Below are 16,509 nucleotides of genomic sequence, written 5' to 3'. Positions count from 1 at the left end.
GTCATTCCCGCGCGCGCATGCGGGAAGCGGGTGTCTTCCGAAGTCGCTGGATCCCTGCCTTCGCGGGGACGACGTCGGGCCGCTTCGCACGCCGTGCGGCCTCAGACGATATACCCTTCCTCGCGGCGGAAATACGCCAGGTCCTCCGGCAGTTCCTGCACCGCCTTGGCGGGGCAGCCGCCGTACAGCATGTGCGGCGCCGCCATGCTGCGGTTCAGCACCGCGCCGGCGGCCAGCACGCTGTAGTCGGGCAGCGCCGCGCCGGGCAGCAGGATCGAGCCGGTGCCGACGAAGCAGTAGGCGCCGATCGTCACCGGCGCGCAGCGCTGGCGCGATTCGCGGATCGACACGCTATGCGTCAGGATCTGGCTGCGATAGCCGGCCACCGTCGAATAGGCGCCGACCGTGATCGTATCGGTGCAATCGAGGATATGGCGCGAGGTGATCGCGGCATGCCGCCCGATCACCAGCGCCGGATCGCGATCGGCAGCGTCGCGAAAGTGCGGCGAGTCGGTCAGCCCCTGCGGGAATCCCGACACCCAGTTCAGGCTGCCGAGAATCGCATGCTCGCCCAGGCTCAGCCGGCGGATACCCTTGACCAGCGTCAGATGGGCGATATGCGAGTGCGGCCCCATCTCGAGCTCGTCGCACAGCACCAGCGACCAGCCGATGCGCGCGCTCGGATCGATGCGGGCACCGCAGAAGCGGTTCAGCAGCCGCCGCCGCAGCGGCCACGGCAGGCCGATCGAGACGGCCGCCAGCACTTTCCGGATCATGACTGCCTCCCGAACACGGGGCCGCGCACCACCCGTTCATAGGTCGCGCGCGGATTGGCCAGATGCTTGGTCACGCGATACCAGGCCGATGCCAGGTCGTCGTAGCGGCGGCGATCGCGCCCAAGAATCTTGCGGAACATGCGCTGCTCGAACTGACGGTGCGCCTCGGCGAGCCTGGCCGAGCCGGTGATCGACTCGGCGTAGACGCGGTAGCAGCTCAGGAAGTCCGGCACATTGCGGAAGGTCGCTCCGGCCAGCGCCATGTCGACCACCAGTTCGCCGTCCCAGTTCGAGCGGTTCTCGACATTGAAGCCGCCGACCGCGCGATAGGTCTCGGCGCGGAAGAACGTCGACGGCTGGATCGCGATGCTGGCGCCATAGGCCGCGCGGCGCAGGCCGAAGCGGTCGGAGTACACCCGCCGCACCAGCGCGCCCTCGCCGTCGATCACGTAGCCGTTGCCGCAGATCACGTCGGCCGACGGATAGCGGCGGAAATACGCGGCCACCTTGGCGAACGCCTCGGGCAGGAACAGGTCGTCGGAGTTCAGGTAGCAGAAGATCTCGCCGGTCGCCGCGGCGAAGCCCTTGTTCAGTCCGTCGGCGGGGCCGTTGTCCGGCTCGAGGATGCAGCGGTCGATCGAGCCCGCATGGCGCGCGATGATGTCGCGGCTGCCGTCGGTCGAGCCCGGGTCCACCATGATGTATTCGAGCTCGCAGCCGCGCTGGCCGGTGACCGAGCGGATCGCCTGCTCGAGATAGCGCGCCTGGTTGAACGAGACCGTGACCACGCTGAATTTCATCGCACGCTCCGCAGCTGGCGATAGCGGGAGGCATGGTGCCAGGCGAACAGCATGCCGAGGAACATCGCGGACTCCCAGCGGTGGTCCGCAGAGAACGGCGAGAAGAACACGTCCCAGACGAACTGCGCGGTGCCGACATAGAAGAAGATCGGCATCGTCGGCATATTGCGCACGAACAACCACAGCGTGCGCGCCAGCATGCAGATCCAGTAGAGCCCGCCGACGATGCCGCTCCAGATCAGCGCGCCCATCAGGAACGAGTGCGCGGGAATCAGCGTGTCGTCGGTAACGACGATCTTGTCGTCGAGCGCCGCGCCCATCTGGTAGACCATCACGCTGTAGGCGTCCTGGTAGCCGTTGCGGTCGACCGCCCACGAACCGTGGCCGAGCAGCGGCGCATCGAGGAAGGCGCGTACCGAGATCAGGATCTCGGAGCGGCCGCCGAACAGGATGCCCAGGTCGCTGGTGGCCTGCACCGTGTATTTGTGCGCCGCTTCGGGCGTCAGGAAACCGAACTCGCCGGCGTGCGCGAAGATCATCGAGAACAGCGCGTTCAGCGAGGCGATCACCAGCACCAGCACGCCGAACAGCAGCGGAATGCCGCCGCGCGTATTGGTCAGGCTGCGTATCCAAGCGACTACCGAGGTGCGGCGCAGCAGGTAGATCGCCAATGCCAGCAGCGGCAGGCCGGCGGCGCTGCGGAAGTCGAACACCGCCGATACCGCGCAATAGGCAATGATGCACAGCGCGATGCGCAGCGCGCCGGCACGCGCCATCGACAGATAGCACAGCAGCAGCATCAGCACCGGCATCGCATAGCCCCATTTCCAGGGGTTGAACAGCATCTCTTCGCTGGGTGCGCGGCTGAGGTTGACGATTTCGCTGAGCGCGGCGCCGATCAGGAAGTACCAGATCCGCTTCGAGCTGCCCTGGCTGAAGTGGGTGCCGATGGCGAACACCGTCAGGAAGAACACGCCGGGCGCCAGCACGCCCTTGATCGACGAGTTCAGCGGCGTACCATTGGACAGGTCCGACAGCGCCTGCGCGAAGGCCCACATCAGCGTCAGGCCGAGGAAGGAGGCATAGGCGCGCTCGATCCGCAGCGTGGACAGCATCGCCAGCGCGTAGGCGGCCGCAAGGAATTCGCCGACATACACTTCGCCGATCACGTTGACCTTGATCGCGCACAGTGCGCCCAGCCCGAGATACAGCAGCATGGCCGAGTGGCTGGTGCGGGCGCCGATCGGCAGGGTCGAGGTCGTTTGCATGGTCTGGCCGCCTTCTGAGTCGGTGAGCGGGTATGCCGTGCGGGCCATGGACCCGCATGGCCGCACGATGCCGGGGGGTAAGCATGTTTTCCGTTCGATGGCGCACACCGGTTCGAGGCGGCCTGCGCGAATGTGCGCAAGCCCACAGTCGGCGGCGGGAGCGCGCGCTAGAGTCCGTCCAGTGCACGCCCTTCCGGGTGCAGCCCGGTGTGCCCGCCCATCGTCCGACCGCCACGTTGGTGGCCCACTTCGCCGATCCACAGTCAGTGTCACAGCCATGAATCAGCCTCCACACCGCATCTTCGTCGCCGGCCATCGCGGCATGGTCGGCGGCGCCATCGTGCGTGCGCTCGGCACGCGTCGCGACATCACCGTCATTACCCGCACGCATGCCGAACTGGACCTGTGCGATCAGGCCAAGGTACGCGCGTTCTTCGCCGAGCAGCGCATCGACGAGGTCTATCTGGCCGCGGCGCGCGTGGGCGGCATCCATGCGAACAACACGTATCCGGCCGAGTTCATCCAGCAGAACCTGATGATCGCGGCCAATGTCGTTCACGAGTCGTGGCGCTCCGGCGTCAAGCGCCTGCTGTTCCTCGGTTCGAGCTGCATCTATCCGGCCTTCGCCGCGCAGCCGATCGACGAGGCGGCGCTGCTGACCGGCGCGCTGGAGCCGACCAACGCGCCGTATGCGATCGCCAAGATCGCCGGCATCAAGCTGTGCGAGAGCTACAACCGGCAATACGGCACCGATTTCCGCTGCGCGATGCCGACCAATCTGTACGGCCCCGGCGACAACTACCACCCCGAGAACAGCCACGTGATACCGGGCCTGCTGCGGCGCTTCCACGAAGCCAAGCAGAACGGCGCCAGCGAGGTCGTGGTGTGGGGCACCGGCACGCCGCTGCGGGAATTCCTCTACGCCGACGATCTCGGCCAGGCCTGCGTGCACCTGATGGCGCTGCCGCAGCAGGAATACCGCAACCACGCCGGCGCACCCGGCTTCTTCAATGTCGGCAGCCCCGACGAGGTCAGCATCCGCGTGCTGGCCGAGCTGATCGCCGACACCGTGGGCTTCCGCGGCGCGATCCGCTTCGACACCAGCAAACCCGACGGCACGCCGCGCAAGCGGCTGAACTCGCACCGGATCGAGGCAACCGGCTGGAAGCCGACCGTGTCGCTGGTCGACGGCCTGCGGCTGGCCTATCGGGACGCGCTGCAAAGCGGCCGCCTGGAAAGCCCGCCCAGACGCCAGCCGCGGCTGGTGGCGCTGCGCTGATCGCGCGCATCGAGAACGGCGCGCGCCGATGAAGATCCTCCTGTACTGCCTGAACTACTCCCCCGAACTGACCGGCATCGGCAAATACACCGGCGAGCAGGCACGCTGGTTCGCCGCGCGCGGGCATGAGGTGCGCGTCATCACGGCGCCACCCTACTATCCGGCCTGGCGCGTCGGCGCGGGCTACCGCGCATGGCAGTACCGGCGGGAGCAGCACGACGGCGTGCAGGTATGGCGCGCGCCGCTGTGGGTGCCCAGCCGGCCATCGGGCCTGAAGCGGGTGCTGCATCTGGCCAGCTTCGCGGCAAGCAGCCTGCCCTGCCTGCTGGCGCAATGGCGCTGGCGTCCGGACGTGGTGATGGTGGTCGAGCCGCCGCTGCTGTGCAGCCCCGCCGCGCTGCTGCTGGGACGCTGGACCGGCGCGAAGACCTGGCTGCATGTGCAGGACTACGAGGTCGATGCCGCCTTCGCGCTGGGCCTGCTGAAACAGCCGCTGCTGCGCAAGCTCGCCTGTGCGCTGGAACGCCATGCGATGGCGGCCTTCGACCGCGTGTCGACGATCTCCGAGGCGATGCTGCGGCTGGCGCGCGACAAGGGCGCGCCGGAGGCACGCACGCAACTGCTGCCGAACTGGGTCGACCTGCGCGCGATCCGGCCCGGCCGCGGCAGCCTCTATCGGCGCCGGCTCGGCATTCCGGCCGATGCGACGGTGGCGCTGTACTCCGGCAACATGGGCAACAAGCAAGGGCTGGAGGTATTGGCGCAGGCGGCGCGCCAGCTGCGCGACCGGCCCGACATCTGGTTCGTGCTGTGCGGTGACGGCGCCGGGCGCGCCGCGCTCGAGCAGGCCTGCGCCGGGCTGCCGCAGGTCCGCTTCCTGCCGCTGCAGCCGGCCTCGCGCTTTCCGGCGCTGCTGGCCGCCGCCGACCTGCACCTGCTGCCGCAGCGTGCCGACGCCGCCGACCTGGTGCTGCCGTCGAAGCTGGCCGGCATGCTGGCCAGCGGCAGGGCGGTCATCGCAACGGCCCATGCCGGCACCGAGCTGGCCCGCCTGGTGGCGCGCTGTGGCCGCGTGGTGGCGCCCGGCGATGGGCTCGCGCTCGCCGCGGCGATCGAACAACTGGCCGCGGACCCCGCCACGCGCGACACGCTTGGCGCGGCGGGACGCGCCTGGGCCGAGCGCCATCTGGACCGCGACGCGGTGCTGGGCCGCTGGGAGGCCGCGATGCAGGCCCTGTGCGGCGAGCACACGGCGGTCAGCGTGCCCGCGGCAAGCGTCGGCACCGAACGATGAATCGCGCGGCTGCGCCTTACCGGTCGCTGCCGCTGGTCACACCGCCACCGCCCGTGCCGCGATCCGAGGTACCGCTGCCTTTGGTCGCGCCGGACGGCGTGCTGGCCTTGCCGCCCCCGGCACTGGCGCGGCTGCTGCCCTGGGTCGAGTCGGACACGCCGCTGGCACGGCGCGAGTCGCCCGCCGGCCTGCCGCTGGTCGCGTCGCCGCCGCGGTTCGCCGCGGTATTGCCTGCCGTATTGCCTGCCGTATTGCCTGCCGTATTGCCTGCGGTATTGCCCGCGGTGTTCGCCGTCCCCCCGCCGCCGGGCGCTGCCTTCGCGCTGCCGGGCGGCTGACGTCCGCCGGACGGCGATCCGGTGGTGGGACTGCCGCCATGCTCGACATCGCCGGCGCGGGATTGACGTGAATCGCCGGCGCCGGCTTGTGCGCCACCCTGAGCGCCACGCTGGACGCCACTCTGGACACCACCTTGCCCGCTTCCTTGCGTGTTCGACTGCGCGCCCTGCCCGGGACCGACCGCGCCGCGCGCACCGCCGCTGAGAGGACCGCTGGCGCCGCCCGCCGTGCCGGTCGCTGCACCGGCTTCGGCGCCGGTTCCCGACGATGTCGCGCCCGTGCCCGTATTGCCCTGCGCGCTGGCGCCATCGCTCATGCCGGTCGATCCCGCCTTGCCGCTGCCGCCGCTCGAGCGGCCCTGCGCCATCGCAAGCTGGCTGGCCAGCGCGAGGCAGGATGCGGCCACCACCAGCAGATGTCGTGGTTTCATGCTGTCCCTCCTGATTGTCGACGTGGCGATCCACGCGATCTCTGCGCGGTCTCCAATGCCCCTCTCCACGCAAGCCGCATGCCGGCATGTGGGCACGATCCGCGACATGCGGACGCCGCGCCGCGCGGCGTGCTTGCAGAATTTGCTCCACGGACTTGCATATTTGGGGCCGGCACGCCGCGCGTATCGGCGAACGCTTCCCCGTGGATCACGGCGCGGCGGCGAACGCGCTGGCCGGCACGCGCGCCGAGCGCCGCGCCAGCCGTTCGAACTCGACCATGTCGTGGCCGCAGCAGACCGTCATGTGGCCGTCGCGCCGTTCCTTCAGTTCGCGCAGATGCCGTTGCGTGGCCAGCCGCGCCCCGCGGTCCTTCTCCATCATCCATTGATAGAAGCGCAGCCCGGGCGTGCAGTACGGCCGCACCGGGTCGAGTTCGCCATGATGGAAGTAGGCGTCGCCGGCCTGCAGCAGCCATTCGCCCTGCGCCTGCACCGCGATGCCCGCATGGCCGAAGGTGTGGCCCGGCAACGCGACCATCGCGACCTCAGGCGGCAGGCCGTCGAGCGTGCGCACGCGGTCGAAGCCGTACCAGCGCTCGCCGGCGTCCGGCGCGTAGGTGCGCCAGCGCTCCTGCGTCGACCACTGTTGCGGGCGGAAGCGCTGGCGGTCCAGCCAGGTGCGCTGCAGCCGCGCATAGTCGCGTTCGGCCGCCATCAGGTGGACGGTAGCCCAGGGGAAATCGTCGAGGCCGCCGGCGTGGTCGAAGTCCAGATGCGTCAGCACGATGTGCCTCACATCGCGCGGATCGAAGCCGAGCGCCTGCACCTGACGATAGGCCGTCATCTCGTCGCGGAAATCGGGCCGCAGCAGCGTCAGGAAGAAGCCGCTCAGGCGCGAGCGCGGATCCTGCACGTCGCGCCGGCCCAGGCCGGTATCGACCAGAACCAGGCACTCCGGCAGCTCGACCAGCAGGCAGTGGCAGGCCAGTTCGCCGCGCTCGAGGATCGAGCGCGAGCGCCCGTCCATCAGCCGCCCGCCAAGCGGACAGGTCGAGATGCAGTTCAGATGATGGATCCGCATGAATGCCCTCCTGCAGGATCCTGCGCTCGTGCAAGTCTCATTCCAGGCCGCCCCGCCGCGTCCATGGCGAAGGTCTGTGACCGGCCGCACCGACCCGCTGCGTGGGCCGGCTCACCATCGTCCCGTGCGCGCCGCGCGCTTACCGGGACAGCCGATGCTGATTACGCAAGACGATCCGACCATGGGCCCCTCGTTCTCGCTGGGGAACCGCGTGCAGCGGCAGATCTGGAACTGGGTCTGGCTGTTGCTGTTCCGTCCGAGCCCGCGGCCGGCGCACGCGTGGCGCGCCGCGCTGCTGCGGCTGTTCGGCGCGCAGCTTGGGCGGCATGTCCATGTCTATCCCGGCGTCCGCATCTGGGCGCCGTGGAATCTGCGCATCGGCAACAATGCCGGCGTGGCCGACGGCGTCACGCTGTACAACATCGAGCGGATCGACATCGGCGAGTACTGCGTGGTGTCGCAAGGCGCGCACCTGTGCACCGGTTCCCACGACTACAACAGCCCGAATTTCCAGCTGATCGCGTTCCCGATCACGCTCGCACCGCGGGTATGGATCTGCGCGGAGAGCTTCGTCGCGCCCGGCGTGTCGGTGCCCGAAGGCGCGGTGGTCGCGCCGCGCTCGGTGGTCACCAAGCCGCTGCCGACGGCGTGGACCGTCTACGGCGGCACGCCGGCAAGGCCGATCGGCAAGCGCAAGCCGCAGGGACGCTGATTCGCGACGCGCCGCACTCGGTCTGCGCTCGGTCTGCGCTCGGTCTGCGCTCGGTCTGCGCTCAGGCGCCCAGCTCCACCACGATCTGCTGGTAGGTCTCGGCGAAGCGGCGACGACGCCGTACCAGGTCGTCGCGCGCAAGGCGCGCCTGTTCGGCGTCCCGCTCGGGCGACGCAGGGCGGGCAAGGACCTGCGCCATGGCGTCGGCCAGCGCCGGCGCATCGTCCGGTGCGAAATAGAGGCCACGCGGCGGCGCCTGTTCGCGATGGACCTCGATATCGGACAGCAGGATCGGCTTGTCCAGCGACTTGGCTTCCTCCACCGTGGTGCTCCATCCTTCGAAGCGTGACGGATTGATCAGCGCGGCCGCGCCGCGCATCAGGCCGGTCAGGTCGCCGTGCGGCACCACGCCGAGGAAACGGAAATGCCGTTGCAGCCCGGCCTGCTCGACGCTTTGGAGCAGGCGCTGGCCATAGCCGGGCTTGCGATGGTCCGCGGTCTGGCCGGTCGACAGCACCAGCGCATCGATCCCGCGCTGGCGCAGCAGGCGCAGCGCCTCGACCACGATGCCGTGGTTCTTGTGCTGCCACAGCTGGTTCGGCAAGTGGAAGTAGGGGCCGCGAAAGCCGTAGCGGCGTTCCAGCTCGGACACCGGCGGCGCCGGCGCCAGCGGATTCACGCTGGCGACGAACTGCAGCACGCGGGCGCGATGCGCCTGCGCCGGAAAGCAGCGCTGCAGGTCGCGGCACGCGGCATGGCTGCTGACCAGCACGCGCGCCGAGCCCTCGCACAAGGACGCGAACAGACGATCGCGCATCGCGATCTCTTCGGCCGAAAACATCTCGGGCAGATGCAGATGCTGAAAGTCCGGAATCCAGCCCAGCGTCGGCACGCCGGCGCGCGGACCGAGCGGGTTGTGGTGCGACAGCACCGCGATGCCCTGGCGGACCAGATAGCGCGCCAGCATCAGATCGGTGCCGCTGGCCGCCTGGCATGCCTTGCGCATGTACCACCATGGATGGCGGCGATCGAGCAGCCCCGTGCGGTGGACCGGCAGCGGCGGCATGCCGTCGAGCAGATACGCCGGCGTGCGCGCGCCAGTCAGGATCACCGGATCGATGGTGCGTTCGGGCAGCGTGTACAGCGCCCACAGCAGGTTGCGGAAGTAGCTGATGCCGCCGAGCCAGCCACGATCCTGAAAGGCAAAGACGAAGCCGACCCTAGTCATCGCACACCGCCTCGAACCAGCGTGCAAAGCGCCGCACGCCCTCTTCCAGCCGGATTTGCGGGGCCCACCCGGTGCTCAGCGTATGGCCGACGTCGGCACGCTGGTCGCAGGGATCGCCATGGCGGGCCTCGCGCGAAAAACACGGACGGCGGCCGGGCGCGAGCTCCCGATACAGCAGCGTCAGCGCCTGCCTGACCGTGGTGGCCGTGCCGCTGGCGCCGTTGTAGATCGCGCACGCCGGCGAGGCATGCAGCGCCACCGCGGCCACCAGGCGCGCCGCATCCTCGGCATGCAGCCAGTCGCGGCTCTCCTCGCCGGTGCCCCCATAGAGGTCGTCGCGCCGCCGGATCTTGCGGCAGGCGTCCCACAGCAATTGCTTGCGCTGGCCCTCCCCATACAGCGAGAAGAAGCGGACCACCGCGACCGGCACGCCGAAATGCGCGCCATACGAGGCACACAGCTGCTCGGCCATCAGCTTGTGGGTGCCGTAGGGGGAAGCGGGCCGCAATGGCACCGTGCCGCCTTCGCGGGCCGGGCAGTGCGCGGCGTCGCCATAGACGGCGGCGCTGGACGGATAGACCACCGGCGTGTGGGGGCAATGCCGCCGGACATATTCGAGGACGGCGGCGATACTGTCGACGGTGCGCGCGTGGTCGCCGAAGGGATCGCGCAGCGACGCCGACACCGAACCGCTGCCGGCGCAATGCACCAGCAGGTCGGGCTCGATCTCGAGCCGTTCCAGGCTCTCGAGCACGACATGGGCACGGTGCCAGACCATGCGGCCCTCGCAGGTGCACCCCGGCACGCCGTGGCCAAGACCGATCACGCGCCAACCCGCGGCCAGATAGTGCTCCGCGACGTAGCCGCCGAAGAAGCCCCTCGCCCCGGTCACCAGCACAGTCTTCTCGGTCATCGTCAAATCGCCTGCGACGCGTTGCCAACCAAAACGTTTGGTTGTGTGAACAATATAGCGTTGAGGCCGGCAATCCATCGTTGCCTGGGCCTCATAACGTAAAGATTCTTTGCTGACGGTCGTGAAGCGTGAACTGCGGGGCCGTGCGTGCTAGACGCAATGGCTGCGCAGCAGCTGCTTGACCTGTTCGCCGGCGCTGCGCCAGTTCAGCCGTTCGGCGTACTCGCGGTACGCGCCCCGTGCGAGCGCGCCATAGTGCGGGGCGGACTGGAACACGCGTTCGATGTAGTCGCACCACTGGGCCGCATCGGCTTCCAGTTCGAACGTCATGCCGTTGCGGCGATCGCGGACCGCTGTCGGAATGCCGCCGACGCGCGTGGCCAGCGACGGCAGGCCGAAGGAACTGGCCTCCGCCAGCACCACGCCGTAGCACTCGGCGGTCGAAGGCAGCAGCAGGAAATGCGCCTCGCTCATCAGCCGCTCGAAACGGCGGCGGCCCTCCTCGGTGGTCTTCGGCACGAAGCCGTGCAGCTTGACGAAGCTCGGCGGCTCGTACGGCGGGCGGCAGCCGACCACGTGCAGTTCGGTCGGCAGTCCACGGCGGTTCAGGCATTGCGCCACCGCCAGCGCCGTTTCGCCGCCCTTGCGGATCCAGTCCACGCCGATCAGCAGCAGCCTGCAGACACGGTAGTCCTTGCCGAGCACGATCCGCTCGATATCCTGCGAGGTGCGCCGGCAGTCCAGGTTGGCGCCGAACGGCACTACCTTGACCTTGGCCGCATCGACGTCGTAATGGCGCAGCGCGGTGGCGGCGGCCCATTCCGAGCTGAAGATCGCCAGCCGGCAGCGCGACAGCGCCTGCTGTTCGAGCCGGTGGCCGTCGCGCAGCGTTTCCGCGCAGAAATTGCTGAAGCCAGGATAGAAGCCGACCATGCCGTCGAAGGTGGCGTCGGTCCAGATCGCGATCGGGCGGTCGGTGTCCAGGCAGGACACCGGTAGCGTGCCCGGGCTGAGCACCGCGTCGCAATGCGCGCCCACCAGGCGGCGCTGCACGCGCTGCGCATAGCGGCGCGCCACCGTTGGCGAGCGGTCGCGCTGGTAGTCGCGCCGCAGCAGCCGCCGATAGGCCAGCGCCTTGGCGCGCAGCAGGCAGGCCAGCACCGGCCCCTCGTCGACCTTGTCGATCACTTCGGTCTCGATCGCACTGCTGCGCAGCGCGCGCGGGATATAGCTCGCCGATCCCGACCAGGCATGGGGATCGGAGGCATCGTATGTCGTCACATAGGCCACTCGCATGGTTCTCTCCAGCGGTGGCGGCGCAAGCCGGCTACAGGGGTAACTGCATGGCCCGTCGTCGCTGCTCCTGTACCTTCAGCACCACCATGTATTCGTAGATCGATACCAGCACGCAGTAATGAAATCCGGCCTTCCCGTCGATGAAGCCGAACTTCAGCAGGTACAGGTATAGAAAGCGCGCCACCGGCCGCATCGGCAGGCGGAACGACAGCTCTTTCAGCGCCCGCCGGCGCGCCGGCGGATCGGAGGCCAACAGCGAGGAAAAACGGAACTTGTCCTCGTCCAGACTGCGGATGGTCTCCAGCGCTTCCCCCATCGAATATTTGTTGTGCTTGTCGAACCAGGCGTCGAAGCCCTTGTTGAAGCTGTAGTGCAGGAAATGATGGCGCAGGAAGCCGACCGACCCGTCGACCACCGGCGCCGGGTTGACCAGCCGCTCCCAGCGCACCTTGTCGGGCTGGAAGAAGCGCAGTACCCAGATCGGATAACCGCCGGCGAAGCGGATCCATTTGCCGAGAAAGTAGTTCTTGTAGCGGACGCGGTAGGCGACAGGCGCCGAGCTGCCGTCGGCCGGCACCTGGTCGGCGATCTCGCGCAGCTCCGCCGCCAGCTCCGGGCTGACCACTTCGTCCGCGTCGGAGTAGTAGACCCACTTGTGCTTGAAGTCGATGTTCTCGTTGGCCCAGTTCTGATGGGCCGACCAGTTGTCGAACTTGCGCTGGAACACGCGCGCGCCGTGGCGCCGCGCGATCTCCAGCGTCTGGTCCGTGCTGTACGAGTCGAGCACGACCACATCGTCGGACCACGACACCGACTCCAGGCACCGGGCGAGGTTCTTCTCCTCGTTCAGCGTCAGGATCAGCACCGACACCCTGGCGGTCTGGCACGGCACGGCATGCGTGCCGTCGCCGGCGGCCTGCGGCGTGTCGGGACGCGCCACCGCCTGCGCCGGCAGGCTACGGGCCAGCGGAGCGGTCATTGGCCGTACCTCCGCAGCGCAATGCCGGCGCGCTGCAGCGCCGTGCGCAAGGCGGCGGCGTTGACCAGCGGTTCGGTTTCGCCGCGCCGCCACGGTTCCGCGTAGCCCGGATGGACCGAGATCTCGGTGATGCCGTCGCGCAGCAGCTCCGGCAGCCGCGCGGCCCAGTCGGTGTTGTCGTGGTTGATCGCGCCGTAGTAATGGGTATGGCGCAGCCCGTTGAAATAGCGCTGGCAATAGTTGTTCATCACCGCCTGGCGTGGATTGGCCGTGAAGTAGAAGTTCTGCGGCCGCCGTACCCATTCGAGGCCGGCGCGTTCGAGTTCGGTGCGCAAGGCGCTGATCACGATCGGAAACTTGTGCAGATGGCCGTGGCTGTCGACATGGGTCACCTCGACGCCGTTGTCGCGCAGCTCTTCGAGCTGCACGCGGAACTCGCGCGCGATATCGTCCTCGGACAGCATCCACGCGAGCGCGCGCACGCGCTGCCGATGGCTGGCGCGAAAACGCCCGTCGCGCGTGCACAGCGACGAAGGGCGGCCCGCATGCGGCAGATGGCCATCGACCATGTTGAAGTGCAGGCCGAACGAGAAGCGGCCGCGATTGTGGCGCGCGTAGTCGTACGCCTGCTGCGACGCCGGCCGGCCGGTCATGATGGTGGCGCTGGTCAGCAGCCCGCCTTCGAAACAGGCGATGGTGGCGTCGCAGGTATCGGCATCCCAGCCGAAGTCATCGGCATTGAGGATCAGTTCTCGCATCTGAGGTCTCCCGGTCAACCGCTAAGGGGCCGCATGCGAAAGCGCCGGTCCCGAATCGCGGTCGGCCGGCGGCGCGCCATCGGTGCGGCCCTGAATGATGTCGAGCAGGCGTTGTCCGACCTGCCTGCTCTGGAAGCGGCGCGCGAACGAGAGCGGCGCGGCGGCGCGCATGCGCGCGCGCGTGGCCGCATCGGCGGCCAGCCATTCGCGCAGCCCCTGTTCGGTGCCGTCGACCGTATCGGTCTGCACGATGCCCGCGCCGTCGGCCTCGATCTCGCGCCAGATATTGACCTTGTCCGAGATCAGCACCGGCACGCCGCAACCGAGCGCCTCGACGACGGCCACGCCGAAGTTCTCCTGGTGCGAGGGCAGGCAGAACACCTCGGCGGCATGGAAGGCACCCCACTTCTGCGGGCCGGACAACATGCCGGTCCACACCACGCGCGGCGCGATGCCGACCCGTTCGGCCAGCATCTCCAGTTCCTCGCGCAGCGCCGGCGTGCCGGGGCCGGCGATCACCAGCTGCAGCGCCGGATCGACGTTGGCCACGCGCGCGAAGGCCTCGATCAGCAGATCGCAGCCCTTCTTCTCGTGGATGCGGCCGAAGAACAGCACGATGCGCTTGCCCTCGGTCTGCGGAAAGGCAGCGTGGAAGGCGGCGCGCAGCGTGCCGTCGTCGGCGGGCGGTTGCGCGGTGCCATAGGACGCGATGCGTTCCGTGCAGTGGTACCAGGGAAACGACAGGCGGGCGCGCCGGCGCTCCTCGTCGCAGGTGAACAGCACCGCGGTCGCATGGCGCAGCGCGCGGCGCTCGAACAGCAGCCAGTACGCCAGCTTCTTCAGATGCTTGAGCGGATAGCGGGCCTTGAACCACGGGTCCAGCATGCCGTGGGTGAACACGTAGTACGGCACCTTGCCGCGCAGCACCCGCAGCGCGGCAAGGCTGTGGAATTGCCACAGGCCCTCGATGATCACCGCGTCGTAGCGCGCGCCGTGCTCGCGCAGCCATGGCACCAGGCGCGGGTTGTAGGTGTAGATGCCCTTCGACGGCCCCAGCGCGATCACGTTGAGCTCGCTCTCGCGCACCCATGGCGCGGCGGGGTCGTCGCCGCAGACGACATCGACATGCACGCCGCGTTCGACCAGCGGCATCCGCAACTGGCGCAGGCCCTCGATCGGGCCGCCGCCGGCCGGATTGATCGTCGCGATGATGTGAAGAAGCTTCATGGCCCTGACCGTATCGGCATGCAGCAGGATGGGATGGCGCACCACGGCGGACGGTGCCGCGCCAAGACGCGCCGTGCTGATGGGCGGCGCTCCGTGCCACAAAGCGTAGGCAGCGCGATGGGCAAGCTCTGTTCGCTGGCGCACCCAGCGGACGGGCCGCGGGGCGGCCAGTGGGGCGGCCAACCTCCCGGCCGGCCCCGCTCCGATGGCGGGCGAGCGGAGGGTGGAAGTGGGGGGAAGGCAGGATGGACAAAGGGACGATGGGCCCTGCCTCGCGGCCATCATCCTGATGGTGGAGAACCCACTCATCCATTTGGCGGGCCCCCCGTTCGCGGGGTCCGGCCCGTGTGCACGGCGGGCTCCATGGCGCGATGGGCGGCCGCTGTTTCAGCGCTGTATCGACAGGCCGCGCCGGGCTTGGCCCACTGCGGTCGGAACGTCATCGACGATGAGACGAGTTTCAACGCTGAAACATTATCGGACGAGCGTTGTTTCATTATTGAAACTCGAATGGCCCGATTTATTCTCACCCATTTGGGGAGGCTGGAAACGCTTATGGATCAAGGGTTACCGGATTATGAAAAGCGGTGGTAATCCCATCCTTCCGGGCCCCCCGGAGGTGACTTGATTTCGACTGACTCAACCCATAAGATGCCCTAAACGGATTAAAGATAAATGTTTTGGGGTGGGGATCAGGGTCGGCTATCGGGCCGGCGCACCACAGTGGCCTGGTGATGCCGATACCGACAGACGGGGGGAAAGCCTGAGCCGCTTCGCCGGGAAGTCGCCTGCGATGAGGCAACTGCATTCGCCAGTGTGTTTGCCTGTTTTCCACCCACAGATACGGGGGAAAAAGAAGATGAATGCACTGTTGATTGAAAGCCATCCCTTGCTCCGGCTGGGCCTGCACCAGATGCTGGAGCGCATCGAGGGAATCGATCAGGTCATCGCGATCGATCCCGCCGATGTCTCTCTTCTCGACGGCACCGACGGCGATACCGACCTGATGGTGTTCGGCATGCCGCAGGATGTCGACGCCGGATGGCAACTACTGACCCAGGTCCGCCGCGTGCTCAACGCACAGCGCGTGCTGCTGTTGTCCGATATGGTTCCGTTGCAGGTTCCCGCTGCCGCCATGGCGCAAGGCGTCTGCGGCTGCCTGCCGAAATCCGCCTCGCTCGCCGTGCTGGAAGCGGCCATTCGGCTGGCGATGGTCGGCGGCTATTTCGTGCGAGGCAATGGCGCCGCCGGCACGCTGTCGTCGTCGCTGCCAGGCGCCGGCTATGGCGGTCCGGTGGTCGCGCCGGCGTCGCTGGGCACGCGCCCCGTGATCGCCGGTACCGCCACCGTGTCGCCGCATCCGGCGATGCCGGCCTCCTCGCGCAGCGGCATCGTGCCGCCGCACGCCGCCGCGGCGGCGCCGCGTCCCGCGCCGGTCGACACCGGCAGCGCGGAAGCGACCTACTACGACGAAGCCGAGATGCTGCAGATCACGCCGCGGCAATACGAGGTGCTGGTGCTGCTGGCACGCGGCCATCCGATCAAGACGGTCAGCCGCATGCTCAATATCTCGGTGGCGACGGTCAAGAGCCACGCGTGCACGCTGTATCAGCGCTTGAAGGTACGCAACAAGGGCGAGGCGGTTTACACCGCGCTGCAACGCGGCGCCAAGCTCGAATGGGTCAACGGCGACGGCGCGGCGCCGGTGGCGTCGGTCACGCGCATGCCGCGGCCGACGAACGAACGCGCGGAGATTGCCGAACTGCCGCTGCAGGCGGGAGGCGGCATGCGCTGACGCTGCGCGGGTTACCAACGAAGGCGGGCCGGAGGATATCCGGCCCGTTTTCGTTTGGGTACTGCGGACGCTCGCGCGGGGTGGAACGCTGGCTGCCCTCTCCCCTGCCCCTCTCCCGCAAGCGGGAGAGGGAACACCGACAGCGAGCGCGCGCCACAGGTTGCTGCTCTCTCCTGCACGCGGGAGGGGAACACCAACGGCGAGCGCGCCGCCACGCGTTGCCTCCCTTCCGCAAGCGGGGAGAGGGAGCACCGACAGCAAGCGCGCGGCGCTGGTTCGCTCCCCTCTGCCGCTTGCGGGAGAGCGGTTGGGGGAGGGGCAAGGGCAACCGCAA

General features: G+C 68.5%; 15 protein-coding genes. 4 read left to right on the top strand and 11 right to left on the bottom strand.

The features are described 5' to 3' along the window. Positions 1-101: 101 nt before the first annotated feature. From M1D55_RS00155 to M1D55_RS00145, 3 genes are read right to left on the bottom strand one after another with little or no spacing between them, the layout of a single operon-like run. Entirely contained in the window at positions 102-776 is a 675-nt protein-coding gene (locus M1D55_RS00155; RefSeq protein WP_006577967.1) for an acyltransferase, read from the bottom strand. Next, on the bottom strand, positions 773-1,576 hold the full coding sequence (locus M1D55_RS00150) for a glycosyltransferase family 2 protein (RefSeq protein WP_456280754.1): 804 nt from the start codon (positions 1,574-1,576) through the stop codon (positions 773-775). The genes M1D55_RS00155 and M1D55_RS00150 overlap by 4 nt, the downstream gene beginning before the upstream one ends. Beyond that, entirely contained in the window at positions 1,573-2,844 is a 1,272-nt protein-coding gene (locus M1D55_RS00145) for a hypothetical protein (RefSeq protein WP_006577969.1), read from the bottom strand. Before M1D55_RS00145 ends, M1D55_RS00150 begins: the two co-directional genes overlap by 4 nt. 277 nt (positions 2,845-3,121) lie before the next feature. Between M1D55_RS00145 and M1D55_RS00140 the strand changes: the two genes are divergently transcribed. Then, positions 3,122-4,123, top strand: coding sequence for a GDP-L-fucose synthase family protein (locus M1D55_RS00140; RefSeq protein WP_006577970.1), 1,002 nt, complete (start codon positions 3,122-3,124; stop codon positions 4,121-4,123). Positions 4,124-4,151: 28 nt separating this feature from the next. Then, on the top strand, positions 4,152-5,417 hold the full coding sequence (locus tag M1D55_RS00135) for a WcaI family glycosyltransferase (RefSeq protein ID WP_456280753.1): 1,266 nt from the start codon (positions 4,152-4,154) through the stop codon (positions 5,415-5,417). Between the two features lie 16 nt (positions 5,418-5,433). On the opposite strand, the gene M1D55_RS00130 is transcribed toward M1D55_RS00135, so the two are convergent. Together M1D55_RS00130 and M1D55_RS00125 are read right to left on the bottom strand one after the other, a co-directional pair. Continuing rightward, positions 5,434-6,186 (bottom strand): hypothetical protein, encoded by a 753-nt coding sequence (locus tag M1D55_RS00130; RefSeq protein ID WP_456280752.1) that lies wholly within the window; start codon positions 6,184-6,186, stop codon positions 5,434-5,436. A gap of 208 nt (positions 6,187-6,394) precedes the next feature. After that, positions 6,395-7,267: an MBL fold metallo-hydrolase gene (locus tag M1D55_RS00125; RefSeq protein ID WP_006577401.1), complete on the bottom strand. Its 873-nt coding sequence runs from the start codon at positions 7,265-7,267 to the stop codon at positions 6,395-6,397. 154 nt (positions 7,268-7,421) lie between these two features. On the opposite strand from M1D55_RS00125, the gene M1D55_RS00120 reads away from it, so the two are divergent. Then, positions 7,422-7,979 carry an LbetaH domain-containing protein gene (locus M1D55_RS00120; RefSeq protein ID WP_006577400.1) on the top strand — a complete coding sequence of 186 codons (558 nt, stop codon included), beginning with the start codon at positions 7,422-7,424 and terminating at the stop codon, positions 7,977-7,979. 61 nt (positions 7,980-8,040) lie between these two features. On the opposite strand, the gene M1D55_RS00115 is transcribed toward M1D55_RS00120, so the two are convergent. From M1D55_RS00115 to M1D55_RS00090, 6 genes are all read right to left on the bottom strand, one after another. Further along, positions 8,041-9,207, bottom strand: a complete 1,167-nt coding sequence (locus tag M1D55_RS00115) for a glycosyltransferase family 4 protein (protein WP_456280751.1) — start codon at positions 9,205-9,207, stop codon at positions 8,041-8,043. Continuing rightward, positions 9,200-10,120, bottom strand: a complete 921-nt coding sequence (locus M1D55_RS00110) for an NAD-dependent epimerase/dehydratase family protein (RefSeq protein ID WP_456280750.1) — start codon at positions 10,118-10,120, stop codon at positions 9,200-9,202. The genes M1D55_RS00115 and M1D55_RS00110 overlap by 8 nt, the downstream gene beginning before the upstream one ends. A 150-nt stretch (positions 10,121-10,270) precedes the next feature. Further along, the gene (locus M1D55_RS00105) at positions 10,271-11,416 is read right to left on the bottom strand and encodes a glycosyltransferase family 4 protein (protein ID WP_456280749.1); all 1,146 of its coding nucleotides are present in this window, start codon (positions 11,414-11,416) and stop codon (positions 10,271-10,273) included. A 31-nt stretch (positions 11,417-11,447) separates the two neighbouring features. Beyond that, positions 11,448-12,395: a glycosyltransferase family 2 protein gene (locus M1D55_RS00100; protein ID WP_006577397.1), complete on the bottom strand. Its 948-nt coding sequence runs from the start codon at positions 12,393-12,395 to the stop codon at positions 11,448-11,450. Then, the gene (locus M1D55_RS00095) at positions 12,392-13,153 is read right to left on the bottom strand and encodes a ChbG/HpnK family deacetylase (protein WP_064576767.1); all 762 of its coding nucleotides are present in this window, start codon (positions 13,151-13,153) and stop codon (positions 12,392-12,394) included. Before M1D55_RS00095 ends, M1D55_RS00100 begins: the two co-directional genes overlap by 4 nt. A gap of 21 nt (positions 13,154-13,174) precedes the next feature. Beyond that, positions 13,175-14,380 carry a glycosyltransferase gene (locus tag M1D55_RS00090; RefSeq protein WP_043442270.1) on the bottom strand — a complete coding sequence of 402 codons (1,206 nt, stop codon included), beginning with the start codon at positions 14,378-14,380 and terminating at the stop codon, positions 13,175-13,177. 859 nt (positions 14,381-15,239) lie between these two features. Between M1D55_RS00090 and M1D55_RS00085 the strand changes: the two genes are divergently transcribed. Continuing rightward, a complete protein-coding gene (locus M1D55_RS00085; RefSeq protein WP_023265075.1) occupies positions 15,240-16,175 on the top strand; it encodes a response regulator transcription factor in 936 nt (311 codons plus the stop codon). The last annotated feature ends 334 nt before the right edge of the window (positions 16,176-16,509 follow it).

The organism is Cupriavidus sp. JZ107 (assembly GCF_053903255.1).
The sequence above is the reverse complement of the archived record's forward strand: the minus strand, read 5'-3'. Positions and strand labels throughout refer to the sequence as shown.